This is a genomic window from Rhizobium sp. R86522 (assembly GCF_042466255.1).
In the GTDB taxonomy this organism is placed as follows: Bacteria; Pseudomonadota; Alphaproteobacteria; order Rhizobiales; family Rhizobiaceae; genus Allorhizobium.
Genome location: NZ_JAXHBX010000001.1, coordinates 543232 through 564767 on the forward strand (window position 1 = coordinate 543232; position 21536 = coordinate 564767).

Below are 21536 nucleotides of genomic sequence, written 5' to 3' on the forward strand. Positions count from 1 at the left end.
GATCAGATACCTTGCGGTCGTCTCAGGTCCAAAGTGTGCGGGAATTCCGGCGACACGGTCTCGGGCCATAGGGGATAGGAGCCGGCTGTATGGCCCCAAGGCTCAAAACGTGCAAGCCGACGGGCTTCCGCTTCGTTCCCATTCACAGGGAAAGTGTCGTAGGTCCGGCCGCCAGGATGCGCGACGTGGTAGACGCAGCCCCCGATCGACCGGGCAGACCATGTATCATAGATGTCGAATGTTAGCGGTGTGTTGACGGGCAGGACCGGATGCAGACCGGAGGCCGGCTGCCAGGCCTTGTAACGCACGCCGCCCACAGCAACGCCATTGACGTCAGATTTGCGCAGCGGCACCTGGCGCCCGTTGCAGGCCACGACGAAGCGCTCGGGGTTGGCTGTCTCCAGCTGGACCTGCAGACGCTCGACGGATGAGTCCACATAGCGGACCGTGCCGCCAATCGCCCCTTCCTCACCCATGACATGCCACGGCTCCAGCGCCTGTCGGAGCTCCAGCTTCGAGCCCTCGTAAGTGACTTCCCCGACGAAGGGGAAGCGGAATTCCAGCTGGGCGGCGAACCACTCCGGCTTGAAGTCGAAGCCGTTTTCGCGCAGGTCCGCGAGCACTTCGAGGAAGTCCAGCCAGAGGTAATGCGGCAGCATGAAACGGTCGTGCAGGCTTGTGCCCCAGCGGACGAAGCGGCCGCCGATCGGGTTCTTCCAGAAGCGGGCAATCAGTGCGCGGACCAGCAATTGCTGGGCAAGCGACATGCGCGCGTTCGGCGGCATTTCGAAACCGCGGAACTCGACAAGGCCGAGGCGGCCTGTCGGACCATCCGGCGAAAACAGCTTGTCGATGCAGATTTCCGAGCGGTGGGTGTTGCCGGTGACATCGATCAAGAGATTGCGGAACAGGCGGTCGACGAGCCAGGGCAGGGGGGCTGCCGCACCACTGGCCGGCATCGGCACTTGGGCCATGGCGATTTCCAGCTCGTAGAGACTGTCGTGGCGAGCTTCGTCGAAGCGTGGCGCCTGGCTGGTCGGGCCGATGAACATGCCGGAGAACATGTAGGAGAGCGCCGGGTGGCGCTGCCAGTGCAGGATCAGGCTCTTCAACAGGTCGGGACGGCGCAGGAAGGGGCTGTCGCCCGGATTGGCGCCGCCGACGACGACATGGTTGCCACCACCGGTGCCGGTGTGGCGACCGTCGATCATGAACTTGTCGGCGCCGAGGCGGGTCTGGCGCGCCTCCTCGTAGATGGCGTTCGTCGTCGCGACACAGTCATCCCAACTTGAGGCGGGGTGGATGTTGACCTCGATGACGCCTGGATCCGGGGCAACGCGGATGACGTTGATGCGCTCGTCCTGAGGCGGTGCGTAGCCTTCGATATGGACCGGCAGGCCAAGCCCACGTGCGGCAGTTTCTGCGGCCGCGACCAGTTCGAGATAGTCCTCGACAGCCTCGACCGGTGGCATGAAGACGCAGAGGCGGCCATCGCGGGCCTCGACGCTCATGGCCGTGCGCACGGCGCCCCTGATGTCGCCGGCGGAGCCGGTGATGTTCTGCTCGTTGCGATCCTGCTGGGCTTCACCGCTCTTGCGGGAGGCTTCGGGCAGGGCGCGACCTTCGCGGACCTGCGGGCCAAAATCCGGCAGAGGTGCGCGGGGGACCGAGGGATCGGTGGTGTGGATGTAGGGATATTGCGACGGCGGCACATAAGGCAGTGTGCCGAGCGGCATGCGAAAGCCGATCGGGCTGTCGCCGGGGATGAGGAAGATCTTGCCGCGGCGTGTGCGCCATTTCTCGCTGACCCAGCGGCGGCCGCCGGCCTTGGCGTTCCAGGCCTGGACCGGCAGGATGTAGCCGGTCGGCGTGGTCAGGCCGCGTTCGAATACCTTGGCGATGCGGGCGCGCTCTTCTGCGCTTTCAAGCTTGGAATTCGAGGGGTCAACGTTTTCCGGCAGGCTGCCTTCCTTGATGATCCACTCGGCCGGATCCTCAAAGGCCGGGATGATCATGTCGGTTTCGATCTCAAGCTCGGCAGCGATCCCGGCCATCAACGCTTCGGCCTGTTGGTGGGTGACGCCCGTATCCTTGTGTTCGGCCGCAATCAGCGCCGGGTCATGCCAGATCGGCTTGCCGTCCTTGCGCCAGTAGAGCGAGAAGGTCCAGCGTGGCAGGCTTTCGCCCGGATACCACTTGCCCTGGCCGTAATGCAGGAAGCCGCCGGGGGCGAATTTTTGGCGCAACCGGCGAATGAGCTGATCGGCGAGGTCGCGTTTGGTCGGGCCGACGGCATCGGTATTCCATTCGGCGGACTGGAAGTCATCGATCGACACGAAGGTCGGCTCGCCGCCCATGGTGAGCCGCACGTCATGGGCTTTCAGGTCGGCATCGACTTTCTGTCCGAGCGCATTCAGGGCATCCCAGCTGTCGTCGGAGAAAGGCTTGGTAATGCGCGGGTGCTCGGCGACGCGTTTCACCTGCATATCGAACGCGAATTCGGTATTGGCCTGGCCGACATAGCCGCCTGAGATCGGAGCGGCATTCTTGTAGTGCGGCGTGGCCGCCAGAGGGATGTGGCTTTCGCCGGTCAAGAGCCCAGAGGTCGGGTCAAGGCCGATCCATCCGGCGCCGGGAATGTAAACTTCCGTCCAGGCATGCAGGTCGGTGAAGTCGACCTCGGTACCCGAGGGTCCATCGAGCGCCTTCAGGTCCGGAGCGAGCTGGATGAGATAGCCGGAGACGAAACGGGCGGCAAAACCGAGGCGGCGCAGGATCTGGACGAGCAGCCAGCTCGAATCGCGGCAGGAGCCGCGCGCGGAAGTGAGCGTCTCTTCAGGCGTCTGAACGCCCGGCTCCATGCGGATCACGTAGCCCACGTCGTGCTGCAGGCGGGCGTTCAGTCCCACCACCATGTCGATGGTGCCTTGGCCGGGCGTCGTGTCGACGGTTGCCATGAAGGCATCGAGTGCCGGGGAAGAGGGTTCCGGCGTCATGTAGATCTGGAGGTCGTCGCGCAGATCTTCCGGATAGTCGAATGGCCATTTGACCGCGACTTCCTCGGTGAAGAAGTCAAAGGGATTGTAGACCGTCATGTCGGCGACGAGGTCGACCTCGATCTTGAATTCGGTGACCGGGTCCGGGAAGACGAAGCGGGCAAGGTAGTTGCCGTAGGGGTCTTGTTGCAGATTGACGAAGTGGTTCTCGGGCGTGACCTTCAGCGAATGGGAGAGAACCTTGGTGCGGGAATGGGCGGCAGGCTTCAGCCGGATGATCTGCGGTCCGAGCTGGACCGGGTTGTCATACTTGTAGTGGGTGAGATGATGGATGCTTGCCTTGATCGCCATTCTTTACCGCTTCGCTGTTCGCCCTGCCGCTTTTTCCGGCTTGCGTCGATCTTGTGCAATGCAGCGCCATAAAGCAAGCGGCCCGGACGGTGGAAGCCGCCGGGCCGCGCAGATGCGGTGTATGGCCTGAACTCAACTCCGGCCGAATTCGTCGACCAGGCGGATGATGTCGTCCTCGCCTAGATAGGAGCCGGTCTGGACCTCGATGACCTCCAAGCGGATCTTCCCGGGATTGGCGAGGCGGTGCACGGATCCTTGCGGGATGTAGATCGACTGGTTCTCGTGCAGGACAGTGACCTTGTCGTCGATGGTGACCTCTGCCGTTCCCTTGACGCAGACCCAGTGTTCAGCACGGTGATGATGCTTCTGCAGCGAGAGTTTCTTTTCCGGATGCACGAAGAGGCGCTTCACCTGGAAGCGATCGCCATTGAGGATCGAGGTATAGCCACCCCAGGGGCGAAGGGCCGTCGGGTGGTTTTCGGTGAGATGCGCCGTCTTCTTGTCGGCGGCGAGCATCTTGACGAGATTGCCGACATCCTGGGCCCGGTCGAGGCGACCAACATAGACGGCGTCTTCGGAGGCGACGACGGCGACGCCCTCCATGCCCTGGACGGCGAGATGGGCGTTGCGCGACATGACGAGCGAATTGGTGGTGTCGGAGACGGTGGCGTTGCCACTGACGACATTGCCGTTTTGATCGCCTTCGGCGAGCTTCCAGATCGCGTCCCAGCTGCCGAGGTCTGACCAGATGATCGGGGACGGAACGACGGCGGCGTTCGGCGTCTTTTCCATGACTGCATAGTCGATCGAGATGCTCGGGCTTTGGCCAAAGCTTGTCCCATCAAGGCGGGTAAAGTCGAGATCGCCCTTGGCCTTTTCGATCGAGGTCCGGACGGCCGCGAGAACTTCAGGCGCCAGCGTCTCAAGCTCCGCGATCATCTGGCCGGCGGAGAAGACAAACATCCCTGAGTTCCAGGCATAGTTGCCGCTCGCCAGCATCTTTTCGGCGACCTCTGCCTTCGGCTTTTCGACGAAGCGCGTGACCTTGTTCACACCATTTCCGAGGTCGTCGCCGATCTCGATATAGCCGTAGCCGGTTGCGGGCTCGGTCGGCGTGATACCGAAGGTGACGATCTTGCCGTCGCGCGCCGCACGGGCCGCCTTTTGCACACAGCCGCGATAGGTATCATCGACGGTGATCTCGTGGTCGGAGGGCAGGATCTGGATCAGCGTCTCGCTGCCATGGCGCTCACCGACGATCAAAGCGGCGGCGGCGACAGCGGCCGCGGTGTTGCGCGCCTCCGGTTCCAGGATGATGCCATCAAGCGCGACACCGATCTCGCGGGCCTGTTCTGCGACGAGGAAACGGAAGTCCTCATTGGTCACGATGACAGGGGCTTCATAGATCGTCGCGTCGGAGACGCGGGCGAGCGTCTTCTGCAGCAAGGTCTCATCGCCGAGGAAGCGGATGAACTGCTTCGCAGCGGCTGCGCGCGACAGCGGCCAAAGCCTTGTTCCCTTGCCGCCGGCCATGATGACCGGCACGATCTTGTTGCTCATGTTTTTATGCCTTTCGATGTCTTGCCGGGGCGGATCCGTCCCGGCTGATGTCGGAGCGAGCACGATGCCCTACGGGCAGGTGAACGCAGCTGCGGCGGTTTTGTTACATGTTTGGCGGTATGTTCCAAGCCCGGCCGACCATTCAACCTTGCCAATCAAGCCGGATGCATTGCCGCGCTCAGGCGGGTATGCTGGTGATCCCCGCTGCCAGTCTTGGCGGGCCCGAGCCTCATCAATCCAGAGAGAATGCCCTTGTCTGTGACTCGTCCGCTCTTTTCCGTTCCGACCGCCCCGCTTGTCCCGATCGATGGCCGGCAAGAGGGCTTTCCCATTCACCGCATTTTCTGTGTCGGGCGAAACTACGCCGCCCATGCCGCCGAGCTCGGCAACACCGTCGATCGTGTCGCGCCCTTCTACTTCACCAAGCCTGCGACGGGTCTCGTCATCGAGGGGGGCGCGATCGCCTATCCACCCGGCACCGAGGATTACCACCACGAGATCGAACTCGTGATCGCAATCGGGGCGCCCGCCTTCCGGGTCTCGACCGATGACGCGGTGGAGGCGGTATTCGGCTATGCCGTCGGGCTTGATATGACCCGGCGCGATCTGCAGAACGCCATGAAGGAAAAACAGCGTCCCTGGGACATCGCGAAAGCCTTCGAGGATTCGGCTGTCATCGGCGCCATCACCGCGGCTGGCGACTTCCAGCCCAATTCGCAGCGCATCTCGCTTACCGTCAACGACGGCCTTCGCCAGGAGGGGCATCTCAACGAGATGGTCTGGTCGGTGCCTGAAATCATCAGCCATCTCTCGCGCTACTATCATCTGACGCCGGGCGATCTGATCTTTACCGGCACGCCGTCGGGCGTCGGCGCGCTGCAGCCGGGTGACCGGCTCCTGGGGGCGGTTGAGGGGCTCTCGCCGATCTCCGTCACCATCGGTCCGGCGGCCTGACATGACTTTCTCGGGGCAAGGGCAGGGCCCGGCGCTGGTGCCGGGCCGCGACTGCGGAACCTGTTCGCTCTGCTGCATCCTTCCCGACATCGCCGAATTCGACAAACCGGCCAACGAACCCTGTCGCCACTGCCTCGTTGGTGGTGGCTGCGACGCCTATGATGTCAGGCCTGCGACCTGTCGCGACTTCTTCTGTCTCTGGCGCACGGACCCGACGCTCGGGGATGAATGGGAGCCGAGCGTCAGCCGCATGATGATGTATGCGCAGGGGCCGCAGCTGACGGTGCTGGTGGAGCCCGAGGCAGGGGAAATCTGGCGGGAGGAACGGTATCTCAGCTGGCTCGAAGAGCGGGCACAAGCGCTGAAGCCGCAGGGCGGTTATGTAGTGGTCTATGCGGGGGAAGAGGTGGCGGTAGTGAAGGGGTAAGGTCGCCTGATTCGCGATCTCAAGCGGATCGCAAACCTCAAATTCAAAAGGGCTCGCCGTTTCCGGCAAGCCCTTGAAAGAATTCGAATGGTGGGCGTGACAGGGATTGAACCTGTGACCCCTACGATGTCAACGTAGTGCTCTCCCGCTGAGCTACACGCCCATCCGATGAGCGGCTTAAGACCACAAAACCTGTTCGCCCGTCAATAGGCATTTTGCAGTTTTGTGAAGAGATTTTTTCAATCTCTCGAGAAGGCCTTATGCCGCAAGGAGTTTGTTCACTTCGTCGACGAGATCGCGAAGGTGGAAAGGCTTGGACAGGACCTTTGCGTCCTTCGGCGCCTTCGAATCGGCGTTCAGCGCAACGGCGGCGAAGCCGGTGATGAACATGACCTTCAGGTCCGGATCGAGTTCGGTGGCGCGGCGCGCCAGCTCGATGCCGTCCATCTCCGGCATCACGATGTCGGTGAGCAGAAGGGAGAAGGGTTCTTCCCGCAGGCGGTCATAGGCTGAGGCGCCGTTGTCGAAGGAGGAGACCTTGTAGCCTGCCTTTTCGAGCGCCTTTACCAGGAACCGGCGCATGTCGTTGTCATCTTCGGCGAGAAGGATTTTCTGAGTCATTTAGGGACCGCTGTACTCGATTGCATGGGTAAGCTTGCAGCCGCTCACTTTAGGGTCGGCTCAGTAAAGAACCGGTGAACAACGAGAAAGTGAGCCTGCTCCGCCATTTCCGGGAGTATGGACTTTGCACCGGGCGACTGGCAACATGAGACACGCAACAAGTTTGTGACTTGGTAAAGAAGAGGCCCTGGAAAGCGGATGACCAACGAATTCGACCTGTTCGAGGTTCGAGAGCCCGCGACCCAGACCATTCCCTTTGTCTACAACTCCCCCCATAGCGGTCGTCGATACCCCTCGGCCTTCCTCGGTAAGTCGCGACTCGACGAGATTTCGATTCGCCGTTCGGAGGATCATTACGTCGATGAGCTGTTCTCGGCGGCGCCCGGCTTCGGTGCGCCGCTGCTCGTCGCGCATTTCCCGCGCGCCTATGTCGACGTCAACAGGGAGCCCTACGAGCTCGATCCGCGGATGTTTTCCGATCCGCTGCCGCCTTTTGCCAACAGCAATTCAGCGCGTGTGGCGGGCGGGCTGGGCACGATCCCGCGCATCGTTGCCGAGAACATGGAGATTTACGAAAGGCGCATGCCGCTTTCGGTCGCCATGGAGCGGATCGAGAGCTGCTACAAGCCTTATCATGCCTGCCTGCGCCGGCTGATTGCCCGGACCCATGCGATGTTCGGCTTCGGCGTCTTGATCGACTGCCATTCGATGCCCGGCAATATCCGCGTCGCGGGCAGCGGTCTGAAGCCGGATTTCATTATCGGCGACCGTTATGGGACGAGCGCGTCAACCGAGCTCAGCCAGGCGGCGTTGCAGTTCCTGGAGGACCTCGGCTTTGCGGCCGTGCGCAACAAGCCCTATGCCGGGGGCTTCATCACCGAGCATTACGGCCGACCGGCCCGCGGGCTGCACGCGCTGCAGATCGAGGTCAATCGCTCGATCTATATCGACGAGACGACGCTCGAAAAGCGTTCTGACTTCGATGTCCTAGCCGGCTCGCTCGCCGTGTTCATGGAGCAGATGGCAGATTTCGTCGCCGACTATGCCGGCGACCGGGCGCTGGCGGCCGAATAGTTTTTTCCGATTTCCAGATGTTGCGGCCCTCGGCGCTCTGTGCCGGGCAAAAAAAACCGCGCTCGTGGCGCGGTTAAGTCTAGGGAGGAAACACCCAAGGAGGGTATTTACAGTCAGAAGACTGTAAGTGAGACGTTAGATGTTGCGGTGCACCATTGTCAAGTCGAAAATTGGTGCATTTTTGAGCAAGGCCAAAATTTACGCAATTTCGCGCTCTGAGGCCGGTCGGCGGGCGTCCGGTGAGGGCGAAGAAGGCGGCCGGCGGTGGTTTTCTTTCCTTGCGACTGGCGTTAAGACGGAGCTCCCTCCAGACGACGGATCTTTCCATGCGCCCAGATCGTGATTTTTTCTTTCGCTTGGCCGATGCCGCCAAGGCCGAGACCCTTCCGCGCTTTCGCTCGGGCCTGTCTGTGGTCAACAAGGAGAAAGCCGGTTTCGACCCCGTCACCGAAGGCGACCAGGCGGCCGAAATTGCCATCCGCACGCTGATCGAAGCGGAATTTCCAACCCATGGCATTCTTGGCGAAGAGCACGAGAATATCCGGATGGACAGCGATCATCTCTGGGTCATCGATCCGATCGACGGCACGCGGGCCTTCATTTCCGGCGTTCCCGTCTGGGGCACGCTGATCGGCTTCCAGGAAAAAGGCCGCTCGGTCATGGGGCTGATGGAGCAGCCCTTCACCGGCGAGCGCTATTATGCCGATGGCGAGCGCTCCTGGTACTCAGGCCCCGATGGCGAACGGCAAAATCAGGTGCGCGATTGCGGATCGCTCGAAAACGCGATCCTCTTCACCACCTCGCCGCATCTCTTCAAGGATTGGGAAGTCGAGCGCTTCCAGGCCGTGCAGGACAAGGTCAAGCTCTTCCGCTACGGCGTGGACTGCTACGCCTATTGCCTGCTCGCAGCCGGTCATGTCGATCTGGTCATCGAGACTGTCTTGAAGCCCTATGACGTCGGCGCGCTGATCCCGATCATCGAGCAGGCGGGTGGGATCATCACCACCTGGGACGGCGGGCGACCTGAGGCTGGCGGTTCGATCATCGCGGCCGGCTCAAGGGCCGTTCATGCGCAGGCCATGGACATGCTCAAGCGCGGCTAAGCCCTTTCGCTCAGGCCTCCAGGGTGGAGACTGTCAGTTCTTCGGCGGGATCTGCATCGTCTGGCTCGCCGCCCGGCATGAAGGCAAAGATGGCGGCTAGCGCCTGTTTGCGATAGCGATCCTGCTCCTGCAGGATCTCGTGGCGTGCGCCGGGGACCGGCACCAGCTGGCCGGCGCGGAAATATTGTGCCATGGATTCCTGATAGTGATACGGCACGATCGGATCATTGCCGGGCGCTATGATCACCGTCGGCACCGTGATCGATGCGAGATGGCCCGGCTTGCGGATGGCGTCGATCGCCTTCTGGCTCTCGTAGAGCCAGCGCGCCGTGGGTGGGCCAAGTGCCAGTTCCGGATGGTCGAGCATGATCCGCTGGTTGCGGGCAAAGCGCAGGGCATCCGATGTCAGCGGATTTCCCTCGAAGGGTTTCAAGGGCTCGTCCTTCGTCAGCGAAATGCCGCCGAAACCGGTAAAGCTTGCGAGGGTCGCAATCCGGCGGATATTCTCCGGCGATGTCTTCTGGCCGCCGAGGCCGACGAAGGGGGCCGCCAGCACCATGCGCTCGATGCGGTTGGAAAGACGCGGAGCCGCCTTCAAGGCGATCAGGCCACCGGTCGAGTGGGCGAGCAGGAAAAAGGGCAGACGGGTGTCCGGCAGCACGATCTGTTCGAGGAAGATCTCGAGGTCGCGGACATAATGGTCGAAGCGGCCGACATGTCCTCGGCGCGGATCCTTCTTCAGCAGCCGTTCCGACCCGCCCTGGCCGCGAAAATCATAGGTCGCAACCCAGAAGCCGCTTTCATTGAGCTCGCGGATAGTCTCGAAATACTTTTCGATGCTTTCGTTTCGTCCATGCAAGAGGACGATCGTGCCCTTGATCTTCGGGGCACTCGACCGGAAGACCGCGTAACGCAGGCGGATACCGCGATGGCCCTCAAAGAAGCCTACCTGTGGCCTGCCGGGAATCGGGTTTCCGGGGGTGGCGTGAAGAATGGCGTCCATGCCTGCAACTGCCTGTCGGTTGAAGTCGCGTCTCGTCTCTTGGGGATAGGCTGCAGCCCGGTCGCAAGTCAAAGAAAAAAGCCGGAACCGCAGACGGAGGGCTGCGGTTCCGGCGAAGTCCGGCCGAAGTGGAAGGGACGATATCTCCGGCCCGGTCGGTCGAGACAACCGATGATCCAAACCTAGATGAGTATGCTTGAACCCGGCTTGAACCAGGCGTTCACCCGCAGTTCATCGCGGCATGAGCGGCGCTGGGACGGAAGATCTTGAATTCGATCGCGCCATTTCCCACATCGGTTCTGCGGACGCCGGAAGGGTCCGCAGACCGCCGCCAGCATCGCCCCAAGCGGGATGCCAGCGGACTCAAGAGAACGCCAACGTCGCTTCAAGGAGGACACAATGCGTCACGTCGATTTTTCCCCGCTCTATCGTTCCACCGTCGGTTTCGATCGCCTGTTCACCATGCTGGACAGCCTCGGTCAGCCCGAACAGGCGCAGAGCTATCCGCCCTATAACATCGAACGCACCGGCGAGAACCTCTACCGGATCACCATGGCCGTTGCCGGCTTCGACGAAAGCGAGCTATCGATCGAGGCGCATGCCCATGTGCTGACCGTCAAGGGTGAGAAGCTCGAGGACGAGAAGGCCGAGCAGAGCGAATTCCTCTATCGCGGCATTGCGAAGCGCGCCTTCGAGCGTCGCTTCCAGCTTGCCGATCATGTGGAAGTCACCGCCGCTTCGCTGAAGAACGGCCTGCTGCACATCGATCTGCTGCGCAACATCCCCGAAGCGATGAAACCGCGCCGGATCTCGATTGCCGCAGAGCCCCTCGGCAGCGCGCCCAAGGCGATCGAGGCGCATGTGAACTGATCGTTTTCTAGACGATCTGGCCCCCAGTCAGGCGGTCGGCGAAAGCCGGCCGCCTTTTTCATGCCCGGCCATCCGTTTGGTCCAGATCGTGCAGAGCAGCTTGTCGAGAGAAAGCATCCCTGCGCCCTTTACGACAAGGTAGGCGAGCGGGAAGATCCATAGCAGGCGCTGATCGAGGATGACGCTGTCGGGAAAACGGTCAAACAAGGCGCCAATCGTGCCGGCATCGACATTGTGGACGAGGATGTCTGTCAAGCTCTGCACGGCGATGAAGGCGATCATGCCGAGGGCGGCGATGCGGGTGAAGAGGCCCACGACGAGCAGCAACGGCAGGATTATCTCGCCATAGGAACCTAGGAAGACCATCAGCCCCCAGGGAAAGAAGGATACGGCCGATACATCGCCGCCGGCGGCATCCACGGCCGGGAGGGCGATCTGGTAATAGGCACCGTCGGAAATCGAGAAGGGACCGTCAAACTTGGTCAGCGCCGAATTCAGGTAATAGGGAACGAGCACCGCCAGAAAGACCAGCCGCGCAAAGAGCCCGAGAAACCATCGATCAAGCATGGGCTCCATCCGACGGATCGTGCGGCGGTAGAATTCGATGATTGCGATGGCAGCTGTCATGGTCTTTCGCTTTCCTGGAGAAGGTCGATCGCGGCAAATGCGCCCGAGGTGAGGGCAAGGCCGATAAGGGCGGGGATGTCAGCGGCTTCCTCTCCTACTGCGAGACATGCGTCGCCGAGTGGGTGCCCGGTGAGAAGTCGTTCAAAGAAGGGAGCTCCGCCCGAGGGCAGGATTTCGATCGAAACATCGAAGGCCGGACGGGTGACGAGCACGGCCTCCGGCAGGAGCGGGTTAACGCCTTCGAGCGACATGCCGGCCCGGTCAAGGCGGAATATGGTGCCGGCGGCGTGACGGAGGCGGCTCATGCGGGTCGCGGGCTGCGGCCGAAAGCGTATGTTTGCCAGTTCCTCGGCCGGGATTTGTGCAAGCGCTGCCGGATCGAGCGGGACTGAGTCCGCTGCATGATATGCATCGAGCCAGAGGCGCTCGACGCGGGCGACATCTGCGAGGAAGGGTAGGTCCGCCGCTGGCGGGAAGGACTCGAGAAACGCGGGAAAGCTCTCGCCGTAGGTGAAGAGCAGGGGAGAGGTGGGCGGATGGGAGGCCACATAGAGGCGGGCCATGGCGCGAAAGAAGTCTTCGCCAACAAGGTTCTGGACCGTCGGGAAGATTGAAGCGAGAGCATCGACCAGCGAGACGGTGACATTGTTGCGGTAGACCGAGAAGCGGCGTTGCGGTCGCGTCTCTTCTCGACCAGTCAGCCCTTCCGGCGAAGGCAGGTCCGGTGCGAAAAGCGCTTCGGCGAAGGCGCCGCTGGAGACCGGGTCAGGACGCATGGCGAAGCCCCAGGTCGGCAACGACATGGCGGTCGAGGATCGCGTCGGCCAGTTGCGCCTCACGTTTGAGGACGGACCAGTCAGGCACTTCATTGTCCCATTCGATCAAGGTTGGGAGGGGGCCGAGCTTGCCGATGACATGGGCATAGAGATCCCAGACGAGATCGTCCACCGGGCGGTCATGGCTGTCGATCAGCAGCGGGAGACCGGCATCGTCGATATCTTCCGCATGCCCCGCGAGGTGGATTTCCTCGACGCAGAGGAGTGGGAAATCGGCGAGATAGTCGCGGGCGCCGTAACCGTGATTGGTGGCCGACACATGAATATTGTTGATGTCGAGCAAAAGGCCACAGCCGGTACGGCGGGCGATCGCCCGGATGAAGTCCGTCTCTGACATGGTCGAGGCTTCAAAACCAAGGTAGGTCGACGGGTTCTCGAGCAGGATCCGGCGTCCTAGCGTCTCCTGTACCTGGTCGATATGGTCGCAGACCCTGATCAGCGTCGCTGCGTCATAAGGTACGGGTAGGAGATCGTTGAAGAAGTGGCTGTCGTGGGTCGACCAGGCGAGATGTTCGGAGACCTGTTCCGGCTGGTAGCGGTCAACGACTGTCTTGAGGCGAGCGAGATGTTCCGGGTCCAGGCCTGTCGGGCTGCCGATCGAGAGGCCAACGCCATGGATCGAGATCGGGAAGTCTTCGCGCATGCGGGTCAGGATGCGGTGCGGGTGGCCGCCGGCGCCCATGTAGTTCTCGGCATGGACTTCGAGAAAGCCAATCCGGAAATCGTCCGCAAGGATCTGGTCGGCATGCTGAGGCTTGAAACCTGCGCCTGCTCGGCGGGGAAGACGGGCGGCAGCGCCTTGTCGGCTTCTGTCGGCAAAAGCGATCTCTACGGCGGGATGGATAGACACGGCCGGCTCCTCAAGCATTCGTCCTGGAAAGGAAAGCGGGACGGCACCTGCGGACGAGCCGCAGGTGCCGTGCTGTCTCAAGCCTTCGGAAGGTCGCGGTCGAGGGCTTCGAGCGAACCCATGCGGCCATCCGGAAGGGCCATCGCGGTGCAGGTGCCCTTGGCGACATAGGTCCAGGCATTGCCCTGGAAGTCGACCTTCGAGGTGCCGGCGCAGGTGGTGCCGGGGCCAGCTGCGCAATCGTTCTTGCCGGCCATGGAAACGCCGAAGCACTTTTCCTTCTCCTGGGCGACGGCCGGGCCGGACAGGAGGGCGGCGCTGCCGATGGCCATGGTGACGGCAGCGGCGAGTGCGACGGTGTTGATGGTGGTCTTGGTCATGAAAAGTCTCCTCGGATCGTGATGCGTGGTGTCGTTGAAGCCCTCATCGGGGCTGGCAACTGCATCATGTCGAGGAGTGGGCCGTTTGAAAAATCAAGGTTTTTTGTGTAAAACGTGCGCGCTTTATCTGTAAGAAACCTTCGGCTCACACGACTTCTATGAATTGATCAACGTCTTCTACTGTCGTTGCAAAGCTCGTCACCAGTCTAATTAGGACCTCGTTGTCGGTCGGCAAGGGAAGCCATCCGTGCGGGGGCTGCCATTCATGGAATTTCGCCCCCTTGGCACGGGCACGTTCGGCAGAGGATTTTTCGATGACGGCAAAGACCTCGTTCGCCGTCGTGTCCCAGGCGAGGCGCGCGGTGTTCTTCACTGCCAGACCCGATCGCAGCCGGTCCGCCATGGCGTTCGAGTGGCGCGCGAGGTCGAGCCAGAGGTTGCCGTCGAGATAGGCCTCGAGCTGGGCCGAGATGAAGCGGCTCTTGGAAAAGAGCTGGGCGGAACGCTTGCGGATGAACGGCATATCGGCCGCCATGCCGGGATCGAAGAAGACGATGGCTTCGGCGCACCAGCAGCCGTTCTTGGTGCCGCCGAAGGAGAGAATGTCGACCCCGCGCTTCCAGGTCATCTCTGCCGGTGTTGCATCGAGTGCGACGAGGGCATTGGCGAATCGCGCGCCATCCATGTGCAGCGGCAGATTACGCGCCTTCGCGATCGCCGCGATCCTGTCGAGCTCGTCGAGCGTGTAGACGGTTCCGACCTCCGTCGCCTGGGTGACCGTGACGGCCATGGCGCGACCATGATGGGGAGAGGCCGGCTCGAAGCGGGCTATCGCGGCCTCCAGTGCCTGTGGGTCGATCCTGCCCTCTGCGCCCTCGACTCCAAAGAGCCGGGTACCGCCGGTCAGGAACTCCGGCGCGCCGCCTTCGTCCGCATTGACGTGTGCATCGGCGTGACAGAAGCTGACGCCTCCGGCCCTGGCAACACTTGCAAGCGCCAGCGAGTTGGCCGCCGTGCCGGTTGCCACGAAGAAGACGGCGACGTCGCGTTCGAAAATGGCGCTGAACCGGTCTTCCACCGCCTTGTCGAGGTCGCTCGTGCCATAGGCGGAGGCGAAGCCCTGGGCATGGCGGGTCAGGCTTTCGGCGATCCTGGGATGGGCGCCGGACCAGTTGTCTGAAGCGAAGTGCATGGCATTATCCTGAGGCGGGAGTGATCCCAGGGACTTTATCTCTTTCCGCATGGCTATCAATGTGGCCCGGCTATAACGCCAATAAAGAGTGTCGACTGCGCAAGAAGGTGATGCAGTTCTGGCAATTGGCGTAATAAAATTTCGCCCGTTGCCCCTGTGTCGTAATTTCGCATCCTTCGCCCGGTTAATTTTCCTGGGCAACTCTTGCATGAGCGTTTACTTTCTGTCATAGGAACAGCAGAAATTAGGTCAGACTAGTTGACCTAATTCCGGTTTCGAAGGCGATGTGTTTTCGGGCGTCATGGGGTGGTCAAGCGATCCGCGTAGGATTGGGTGACTGTCGCTGGCGCCCATCGGTGCCTGAGATGGGTCCAATCAGCCCGGCCAGTCCGGCTTCAACGGAGGTAAAGGTCATGACGAAGGTTCCGTCATCCGAAGAGATCATGCGGTCCGCCAGTGCGGAAGCAGTCGCCGAGACGGCGATCGCGCGCACCGGTCTGCCTCCCAAACAGGGTCTCTACGATCCGCGCAACGAACATGACGCCTGTGGCGTTGGCTTCATCGCCCATATGAAGGGGCAGAAGTCGCATCAGATCGTCAAGGACGGGTTGTTCATCCTCGAAAACCTCACCCATCGCGGCGCCGTCGGCGCTGATCCGCTGATGGGCGATGGCGCGGGCATTCTCGTGCAGATCCCCGACCGCTTCTTCCGTGAGGAAATGGCGGCCCAGGGCATCACCCTGCCGAAGGCGGGCGAATATGCCGTCGGTCACTTCTTCTTCCCGCAGGACGAAGAGCAGATCGCGCATTTCAAGCAGGTCATCGCCGAAGTCTGTCAGTCCGAAGGCCAGCACCTGATCGGCTATCGCGACGTGCCTGTTGACAATTCTTCGCTGTCCAAGGCGCCTGAGATTGCTGCAACCGAACCGCGCCAGATCCAGGTCTTCATCGGCGCCGGCCGTGATGCCGCAACCCAGGATGCATTCGAGCGTCGCCTGTTCCTGCTGCGCAAGGTGATCTCCAACCGCATCTACGACCAGTATGGCGGCCAGGAAACCGGCTTCTATCCCGTTTCGCTGTCGTCCTCGACGATCGTCTACAAGGGCATGTTCCTCGCCTATCAGGTCGGTGCCTATTACAAGGATCTTGCCGATCCGCGCTTCGAGTTTGCCGTTGCCCTCGTGCACCAGCGCTTCTCGACCAACACCTTCCCGTCGTGGAAGCTGGCGCATCCATACCGCATGGTCGCCCATAACGGGGAAATCAACACGCTGCGCGGCAACGTCAACTGGATGGCTGCGCGTCAGGCCTCGGTGTCTTCGCCGCTCTTCGGCGACGACATCTCCAAGCTCTGGCCGATCTCCTATGAAGGTCAGTCGGACACGGCCTGCTTCGACAACGCACTCGAGTTCCTGCAGCGCGGTGGCTATTCGCTCGCGCATGCGGTGATGATGCTGATACCGGAGGCCTGGTCGGGCAACCAGTTGATGTCGAAGGAGCGTAAGGCGTTCTACGAATATCATGCAGCCCTGATGGAACCGTGGGACGGCCCAGCTGCGGTCTGCTTTACCGATGGTCGCCAGATCGGCGCGACGCTCGACCGTAACGGCCTGCGCCCGGCCCGTTATATCGTCACTGACGACGACCGCGTGATCCTCGCATCCGAAGCCGGCACCCTGCCGGTGCCCGAAGAGCGCATCGTCAAGAAGTGGCGTTTGCAGCCGGGCAAGATGCTGCTCATCGACATGGCGGAAGGCCGCATCATTTCCGACGAGGAAGTGAAGTCGTCGCTTGCCGGCAGTCATCCCTATCGCGAGTGGCTGGATCGCACCCAGCTCATCCTCGAGGATCTGAAGCCGGTCGAGCCGCGGGCGCTACGTCGCGACGTGTCGCTCCTCGATCGCCAGCAGGCCTTCGGCTACACCACCGAAGACACCAAGCTCCTGATGTCGCCGATGGCCACCACCGGTCAGGAAGCGATCGGCTCAATGGGGACCGATACGCCGATCTCGGCGATGTCGGAAAAGTCGAAGCTGCTCTACACCTATTTCAAGCAGAACTTCGCCCAGGTCACCAACCCGCCGATCGATCCGATACGCGAAGAGCTCGTCATGAGCCTCGTGTCCTTTATCGGCCCGCGCCCTAACATCCTCGACCATGAAGGCATGGCGAATGCCAAACGCATGGAAGTCCGCCAGCCGATCCTGACCAATGGCGATCTGGAAAAGATCCGCTCGATCGGTCATGTCGAAGATCGCTTCGATACCAAGACGCTCGACTTCACCTATGACGTCAGCCGTGGCGCCGAGGGCATGCCGGAGATGCTCGATCGCCTCTGCGAGCGGGCGGAAGCGGCTGTGCGTGGCGGGTACAACATCATCGTGCTCTCCGACCGTCAGATCGGCCCTGACCGCATCGCCATCCCGGCGCTGCTCGCGACCGCTGCCGTCCATCACCATCTGATCCGCAAGGGGCTGCGTACCTCGGTCGGTCTCGTGGTCGAATCCGGCGAGCCACGCGAAGTGCATCACTTCTGCTGTCTCGCGGGCTTCGGCGCCGAGGCGATCAACCCCTATCTCGCCTTCGACACGCTGCTCGACATGCACAAGCATGGCGAGTTCCCCAAGGAAGTGTCGGAAGACGAAGTCGTCTACCGCTACATCAAGGCTGTCGGTAAGGGCATTCTGAAGGTCATGTCCAAGATGGGCATCTCGACCTACCAGTCCTATTGCGGCGCCCAGATCTTCGACGCTATTGGTCTTTCGTCCGAACTGGTCGACAAGTATTTCTTCGGCACTGCGACGACCATCGAGGGCATTGGCCTCGAGGAAATCGCCGAGGAAACCGTTGCCCGTCACCTCTCGGCTTTCGGCAAGGATCCGGTTCTCGCCAGCACGCTCGATGTCGGCGGTGAATATGCCTACCGCATGCGTGGCGAAAACCATGCCTGGAGCCCTGATTCGATCGCGTCGCTGCAGCATGCCGTGCGCGGCAACAGCCAGGACCGCTACCGCGAATTCGCCGAGATGGTGAATGACAGCAATTTGCGGATGAACACGATCCGCGGCCTGTTCAAGATCAAGAAGGCTGAAGACCTTGGTCGCAAGCCTGTTTCGATCGATGAGGTCGAGCCTGCTGTCGATATCGTCAAGCGCTTCTCGACCGGTGCCATGTCCTTTGGCTCGATCAGCCGCGAGGCGCATACCACGCTCGCGATTGCCATGAACAAGATCGGCGGAAAGTCGAACACGGGCGAAGGTGGCGAGGAAAGCGATCGTTACCTGCCGCTCGCTGACGGTTCCTCGAACCCCGAGCGTTCGGCGATCAAGCAGATTGCATCGGGCCGCTTCGGTGTGACCACCGAATATCTGGTCAATGCCGACGTGCTGCAGATCAAGGTCGCGCAGGGTGCAAAGCCCGGCGAAGGCGGCCAGCTGCCCGGCCACAAGGTCGATGCGACGGTTGCCAAGACGCGTCACTCGACCCCGGGCGTCGGCCTGATCTCGCCGCCGCCGCACCACGACATCTATTCGATCGAAGATCTGGCGCAGCTCATCTACGACCTGAAGAACGTCAATCCTGTGGCCGACATCTCGGTCAAGCTCGTCTCGGAAGTCGGCGTCGGCACGGTTGCTGCTGGCGTTGCCAAGGCACGCGCCGATCATATCACGGTCTCGGGTTTCGATGGCGGCACCGGCGCGTCGCCGCTCACCTCGTTGAAGCATGCGGGTAGCCCATGGGAAATCGGTCTTGCCGAGACCCAGCAGACGCTGGTGCTGAACGGTCTGCGTTCGCGCATCGCGCTGCAGGTTGATGGCGGGTTGAAGACCGGCCGTGACGTCATCATCGGCGCGCTGCTTGGCGCCGACGAATTCGGCTTTGCGACCGCACCGCTGATTGCGGCCGGCTGCATCATGATGCGCAAGTGCCATCTGAACACGTGTCCCGTGGGTGTTGCCACCCAGGACCCGGTCCTGCGTAAGCGCTTCAAGGGTACGCCCGAGCATGTGATCAACTACTTCTTCTTCGTTGCCGAAGAAGTGCGCGAGATCCTCGCCTCGCTCGGCGTGACCAAGCTCGACGAGATCATCGGTGCTTCGGAACTGCTGGAAAAGGACGAGATGCTCGCCCACTGGAAGGCCAAGGGGCTCGACTTCTCGAAGATCTTCCACAAGGTCGATGCGCCGAAGTCCGCTACCTACTGGACCGAACGCCAGAACCATCCGATCATCGACATTCTTGATCGCAAGCTGATCGAGAAGGCGATGCCGGCGCTCGAAGCCAAGCAGCCTGTCGTCTTCGACGTCGATATCAAGAACGTCGACCGCTCGGCCGGTGCCATGCTTTCGGGCGAAGTCGCCATGCGCTACGGCCACAAGGGCCTGAAGGATGATACTATTCATGTCACGCTGAACGGCACGGCCGGTCAGTCCTTCGGCGCTTTCCTGGCGCGTGGCATCACCTTCGATCTCGTGGGCGATGGCAATGACTATGTCGGCAAGGGCCTCTCGGGTGGTCGCATTGTCGTGCGTCCGCCGGAGAATGCCCGCATCGTTGCCGAGAACTCGATCATCGTCGGCAACACCGTTCTCTACGGTGCGATCTCCGGCGAGTGCTATTTCCGCGGCGTGGCCGGCGAACGTTTCGCTGTCCGCAACTCGGGTGCTATCGCCGTCGTCGAGGGCGTGGGTGACCACGGCTGCGAATACATGACGGGCGGCGTGGTCGTCGTGCTCGGCGAAACGGGCCGCAACTTCGCAGCCGGCATGTCGGGTGGTGTCGCTTACGTGCTTGACGAGAGCGGCGATTTCGCCAAGCGCTGCAACATGGCCATGGTCGAACTCGAGCCGGTTCCGGAAGAGGACGACATGCTCGAGAAGCTGCACCATCACGGTGGCGACCTCATGCACAAGGGCCTTGTCGACGTGTCCGGCGACATGACCCGCCACGACGAGGAGCGCCTCTACCAGCTGATCTCGAACCATCTGCACTATACGGGCTCGAACCGCGCCAAGCAGATCCTCGACAGCTGGGCGGAGTATCGCCCGAAGTTCCGCAAGGTCATGCCGGTGGAATACCGCCGTGCGCTTGAGGAAATGGAACGCATGCGCATGGGCGTTGCCGCCGAATGATTGCCACCTCGACATCCCGGATGGCCGGGATGTCGTCGCCCACGGCTCGGCCGTGCAGTTGAAGCTCAGATTAGCAGGACTTTAAAATGGGCAAGGTTACAGGTTTCATGGAAATCGACCGGCAGGTGGCGAAGTATCAGCCGGCCTCCGACCGCATCCGCCATTTCCGCGAATTCACGATCCCCATGTCGGATGCCGAGGTGACGAAGCAGGCGGCACGCTGCATGGATTGCGGCATTCCCTATTGCCATGGTCCGACCGGCTGTCCGGTGCATAACCAGATCCCTGATTGGAACGACCTCGTCTATAACAACAAGTGGGAGGAGGCGATCCGCAACCTCCACTCGACGAACAACTTCCCTGAATTCACGGGTCGCGTCTGCCCGGCGCCGTGCGAGGAAGCCTGCACGCTGAACCTTGAGGATACGCCTGTCGCGATCAAGACCGTTGAGCAGGCGATTGCCGACAAGGCCTATGAACTCGGCTTCATCGTGCCGCAGCCGGCGACCATCCATACCGGCAAGAAGGTCGCGATCATCGGCTCCGGCCCGTCGGGTCTCGCCGCTGCCCAGCAGCTCGGCCGCGCGGGGCATGAGGTGCATGTCTATGAGCGCGAGTCGAAGCCCGGCGGCTTGTTGCGCTACGGCATTCCGGACTTCAAGATGGAAAAGAACTTCATCGATCGCCGCGTCGAGCAGATGCAGGGCGAAAATGTCACCTTCCATTGCGGCGTCAACGTCGGTGTTGACGTGAGCGTTGAGAAGCTGCGCGCGGACTATGACGCAGTCCTGTATTGCGGTGGTTCTGAAACGCCGCGCGAGGCCGGCATTCCCGGCGTCGAGTTCCATGGCGTGCATGATGCCATGCCCTATCTCGTGCAGCAGAACCGCCGTGTTGGCCGCGAAAACATCGACAGCATCGGCTGGCCGGCCGATCCTATCCTCGCCGGTGGCAAGCATGTCGTCGTTGTCGGCGGCGGTGATACGGCGTCTGACTGCGTCGGCACGGCCTTCCGCCAGGGCGCCGTCAAGGTGACCCAGCTCGACATCCGCCCGCGTCCGCCGCAGACGGAAGACAAGCTTGCGATCTGGCCCTTCTGGGCGACCAAGATGCGCACCTCGTCCAGCCAGGCCGAAGGTGCCAACCGCGAATTCCAGGTGGCAACGCTCGAATTCGTCGGCGAAGACGGCGTGCTGACCGGCGTGAAGTGCTGCCAGGTCGACGAGCGCCGAAAGCCGATCCCGGGCACCGAGTTCATCATCAAGGCCGATCTCGCCTTCATCGCCATCGGCTTCTCCGGTCCGTTCACCGACAGCGTGCTGAAGGATCTCGACGGCAAGCTCGAACTCAATACCGACCGTCGCGGCTCGACCAACGTCGTTGCCAACGACAAGGATTATCGTTCGTCGGTCGACAAGGTCTGGGTCGCAGGTGACGCCCGTCGCGGCCAGTCGCTGGTCGTCTGGGCGATCCGCGAAGGACGCCAGGCCGCGCGCGCCATCGACGAGGCGCTGATGGGTGAAAGCGTGCTGCCGCGCTGATCCTCGGCAAAGTCGAGAT

The 21536-nt window shown here is 61.8% G+C and carries 16 protein-coding genes and 1 tRNA gene; 7 read left to right on the forward strand and 10 right to left on the reverse strand.

Annotation, left to right across the window (positions count from 1 at the left end):
* Positions 1-2: 2 nt before the first annotated feature.
* On the reverse strand, positions 3-3347 hold the full coding sequence (locus tag SJY08_RS02540; protein ID WP_377274615.1) for a DUF2126 domain-containing protein: 3345 nt from the start codon (positions 3345-3347) through the stop codon (positions 3-5).
* A 132-nt stretch (positions 3348-3479) separates the two neighbouring features.
* Entirely contained in the window at positions 3480-4907 is a 1428-nt protein-coding gene (locus SJY08_RS02545; protein ID WP_377274616.1) for a mannose-1-phosphate guanylyltransferase/mannose-6-phosphate isomerase, read from the reverse strand.
* 258 nt (positions 4908-5165) lie between these two features.
* Between SJY08_RS02545 and SJY08_RS02550 the strand changes: the two genes are divergently transcribed.
* On the forward strand, positions 5166-5861 hold the full coding sequence (locus SJY08_RS02550) for a fumarylacetoacetate hydrolase family protein (RefSeq protein ID WP_377278447.1): 696 nt from the start codon (positions 5166-5168) through the stop codon (positions 5859-5861).
* A gap of 1 nt (position 5862) precedes the next feature.
* Entirely contained in the window at positions 5863-6288 is a 426-nt protein-coding gene (locus SJY08_RS02555; protein ID WP_377274617.1) for a hypothetical protein, read from the forward strand.
* 88 nt (positions 6289-6376) lie between these two features.
* Here SJY08_RS02555 and SJY08_RS02560 read toward each other — a convergent pair.
* Both SJY08_RS02560 and cpdR1 read right to left on the reverse strand, forming a co-directional pair.
* Positions 6377-6451, reverse strand: a tRNA-Val gene (locus SJY08_RS02560).
* 95 nt (positions 6452-6546) lie between these two features.
* Entirely contained in the window at positions 6547-6909 is a 363-nt protein-coding gene (cpdR1, locus tag SJY08_RS02565) for a response regulator CpdR1 (RefSeq protein ID WP_006726917.1), read from the reverse strand.
* A 198-nt stretch (positions 6910-7107) separates the two neighbouring features.
* Here cpdR1 and SJY08_RS02570 point away from each other — a divergent pair, with 198 nt between their 5' ends.
* Both SJY08_RS02570 and hisN read left to right on the forward strand, forming a co-directional pair.
* Entirely contained in the window at positions 7108-7983 is an 876-nt protein-coding gene (locus tag SJY08_RS02570; RefSeq protein WP_377274618.1) for an N-formylglutamate amidohydrolase, read from the forward strand.
* A 326-nt stretch (positions 7984-8309) separates the two neighbouring features.
* Entirely contained in the window at positions 8310-9086 is a 777-nt protein-coding gene (hisN, locus tag SJY08_RS02575; protein ID WP_377274619.1) for a histidinol-phosphatase, read from the forward strand.
* Between the two features lie 10 nt (positions 9087-9096).
* Here the strand turns inward: hisN and SJY08_RS02580 are convergent, their stop codons facing one another.
* A complete protein-coding gene (locus SJY08_RS02580; protein ID WP_377274620.1) occupies positions 9097-10089 on the reverse strand; it encodes an alpha/beta fold hydrolase in 993 nt (330 codons plus the stop codon).
* A gap of 399 nt (positions 10090-10488) precedes the next feature.
* Here SJY08_RS02580 and SJY08_RS02585 point away from each other — a divergent pair, with 399 nt between their 5' ends.
* Complete coding sequence (locus tag SJY08_RS02585) at positions 10489-10959, forward strand: Hsp20 family protein (RefSeq protein WP_054148215.1); 471 nt, start codon at positions 10489-10491, stop codon at positions 10957-10959.
* Positions 10960-10986: 27 nt separating this feature from the next.
* On the opposite strand, the gene SJY08_RS02590 is transcribed toward SJY08_RS02585, so the two are convergent.
* From SJY08_RS02590 to SJY08_RS02610, 5 genes are all read right to left on the reverse strand, one after another.
* Positions 10987-11586 carry a DoxX family protein gene (locus tag SJY08_RS02590; RefSeq protein ID WP_054148216.1) on the reverse strand — a complete coding sequence of 200 codons (600 nt, stop codon included), beginning with the start codon at positions 11584-11586 and terminating at the stop codon, positions 10987-10989.
* Positions 11583-12362 carry a putative DNA-binding domain-containing protein gene (locus SJY08_RS02595; protein WP_377274621.1) on the reverse strand — a complete coding sequence of 260 codons (780 nt, stop codon included), beginning with the start codon at positions 12360-12362 and terminating at the stop codon, positions 11583-11585. The genes SJY08_RS02590 and SJY08_RS02595 overlap by 4 nt, the downstream gene beginning before the upstream one ends.
* Complete coding sequence (locus SJY08_RS02600) at positions 12352-13290, reverse strand: DUF692 family multinuclear iron-containing protein (RefSeq protein WP_377274622.1); 939 nt, start codon at positions 13288-13290, stop codon at positions 12352-12354. The genes SJY08_RS02595 and SJY08_RS02600 overlap by 11 nt, the downstream gene beginning before the upstream one ends.
* A 59-nt stretch (positions 13291-13349) precedes the next feature.
* Entirely contained in the window at positions 13350-13652 is a 303-nt protein-coding gene (locus SJY08_RS02605) for a DUF2282 domain-containing protein (RefSeq protein WP_054148217.1), read from the reverse strand.
* 145 nt (positions 13653-13797) lie between these two features.
* Positions 13798-14844 carry a threonine aldolase family protein gene (locus tag SJY08_RS02610; RefSeq protein ID WP_377274623.1) on the reverse strand — a complete coding sequence of 349 codons (1047 nt, stop codon included), beginning with the start codon at positions 14842-14844 and terminating at the stop codon, positions 13798-13800.
* Between the two features lie 413 nt (positions 14845-15257).
* Between SJY08_RS02610 and gltB the strand changes: the two genes are divergently transcribed.
* Together gltB and SJY08_RS02620 are read left to right on the forward strand one after the other, a co-directional pair.
* Positions 15258-19976, forward strand: coding sequence for a glutamate synthase large subunit (gltB, locus tag SJY08_RS02615; RefSeq protein WP_377274624.1), 4719 nt, complete (start codon positions 15258-15260; stop codon positions 19974-19976).
* Between the two features lie 86 nt (positions 19977-20062).
* Positions 20063-21517, forward strand: a complete 1455-nt coding sequence (locus SJY08_RS02620; protein ID WP_377274625.1) for a glutamate synthase subunit beta — start codon at positions 20063-20065, stop codon at positions 21515-21517.
* The last annotated feature ends 19 nt before the right edge of the window (positions 21518-21536 follow it).

Bases quoted from the DNA above. Each gene is read 5' to 3' on its own strand.
- SJY08_RS02580 (WP_377274620.1), bottom strand. From the start codon at position 10,089: ATGGACGCCATTCTTCACGCCACCCCCGGAAACCCGATTCCCGGCAGG.
- SJY08_RS02570 (WP_377274618.1), top strand. From the start codon at position 7,108: ATGACCAACGAATTCGACCTGTTCGAGGTTCGAGAGCCCGCGACCCAG.
- SJY08_RS02540 (WP_377274615.1), bottom strand. From the start codon at position 3,347: ATGGCGATCAAGGCAAGCATCCATCATCTCACCCACTACAAGTATGAC.
- hisN (WP_377274619.1), top strand. From the start codon at position 8,310: ATGCGCCCAGATCGTGATTTTTTCTTTCGCTTGGCCGATGCCGCCAAG.
- SJY08_RS02595 (WP_377274621.1), bottom strand. From the start codon at position 12,362: ATGCGTCCTGACCCGGTCTCCAGCGGCGCCTTCGCCGAAGCGCTTTTC.
- SJY08_RS02605 (WP_054148217.1), bottom strand. From the start codon at position 13,652: ATGACCAAGACCACCATCAACACCGTCGCACTCGCCGCTGCCGTCACC.
- SJY08_RS02545 (WP_377274616.1), bottom strand. From the start codon at position 4,907: ATGAGCAACAAGATCGTGCCGGTCATCATGGCCGGCGGCAAGGGAACA.
- SJY08_RS02610 (WP_377274623.1), bottom strand. From the start codon at position 14,844: ATGCACTTCGCTTCAGACAACTGGTCCGGCGCCCATCCCAGGATCGCC.
- SJY08_RS02600 (WP_377274622.1), bottom strand. From the start codon at position 13,290: ATGCTTGAGGAGCCGGCCGTGTCTATCCATCCCGCCGTAGAGATCGCT.
- cpdR1 (WP_006726917.1), bottom strand. From the start codon at position 6,909: ATGACTCAGAAAATCCTTCTCGCCGAAGATGACAACGACATGCGCCGG.
- SJY08_RS02620 (WP_377274625.1), top strand. From the start codon at position 20,063: ATGGGCAAGGTTACAGGTTTCATGGAAATCGACCGGCAGGTGGCGAAG.
- gltB (WP_377274624.1), top strand. From the start codon at position 15,258: ATGACGAAGGTTCCGTCATCCGAAGAGATCATGCGGTCCGCCAGTGCG.
- SJY08_RS02555 (WP_377274617.1), top strand. From the start codon at position 5,863: ATGACTTTCTCGGGGCAAGGGCAGGGCCCGGCGCTGGTGCCGGGCCGC.
- SJY08_RS02590 (WP_054148216.1), bottom strand. From the start codon at position 11,586: ATGACAGCTGCCATCGCAATCATCGAATTCTACCGCCGCACGATCCGT.
- SJY08_RS02585 (WP_054148215.1), top strand. From the start codon at position 10,489: ATGCGTCACGTCGATTTTTCCCCGCTCTATCGTTCCACCGTCGGTTTC.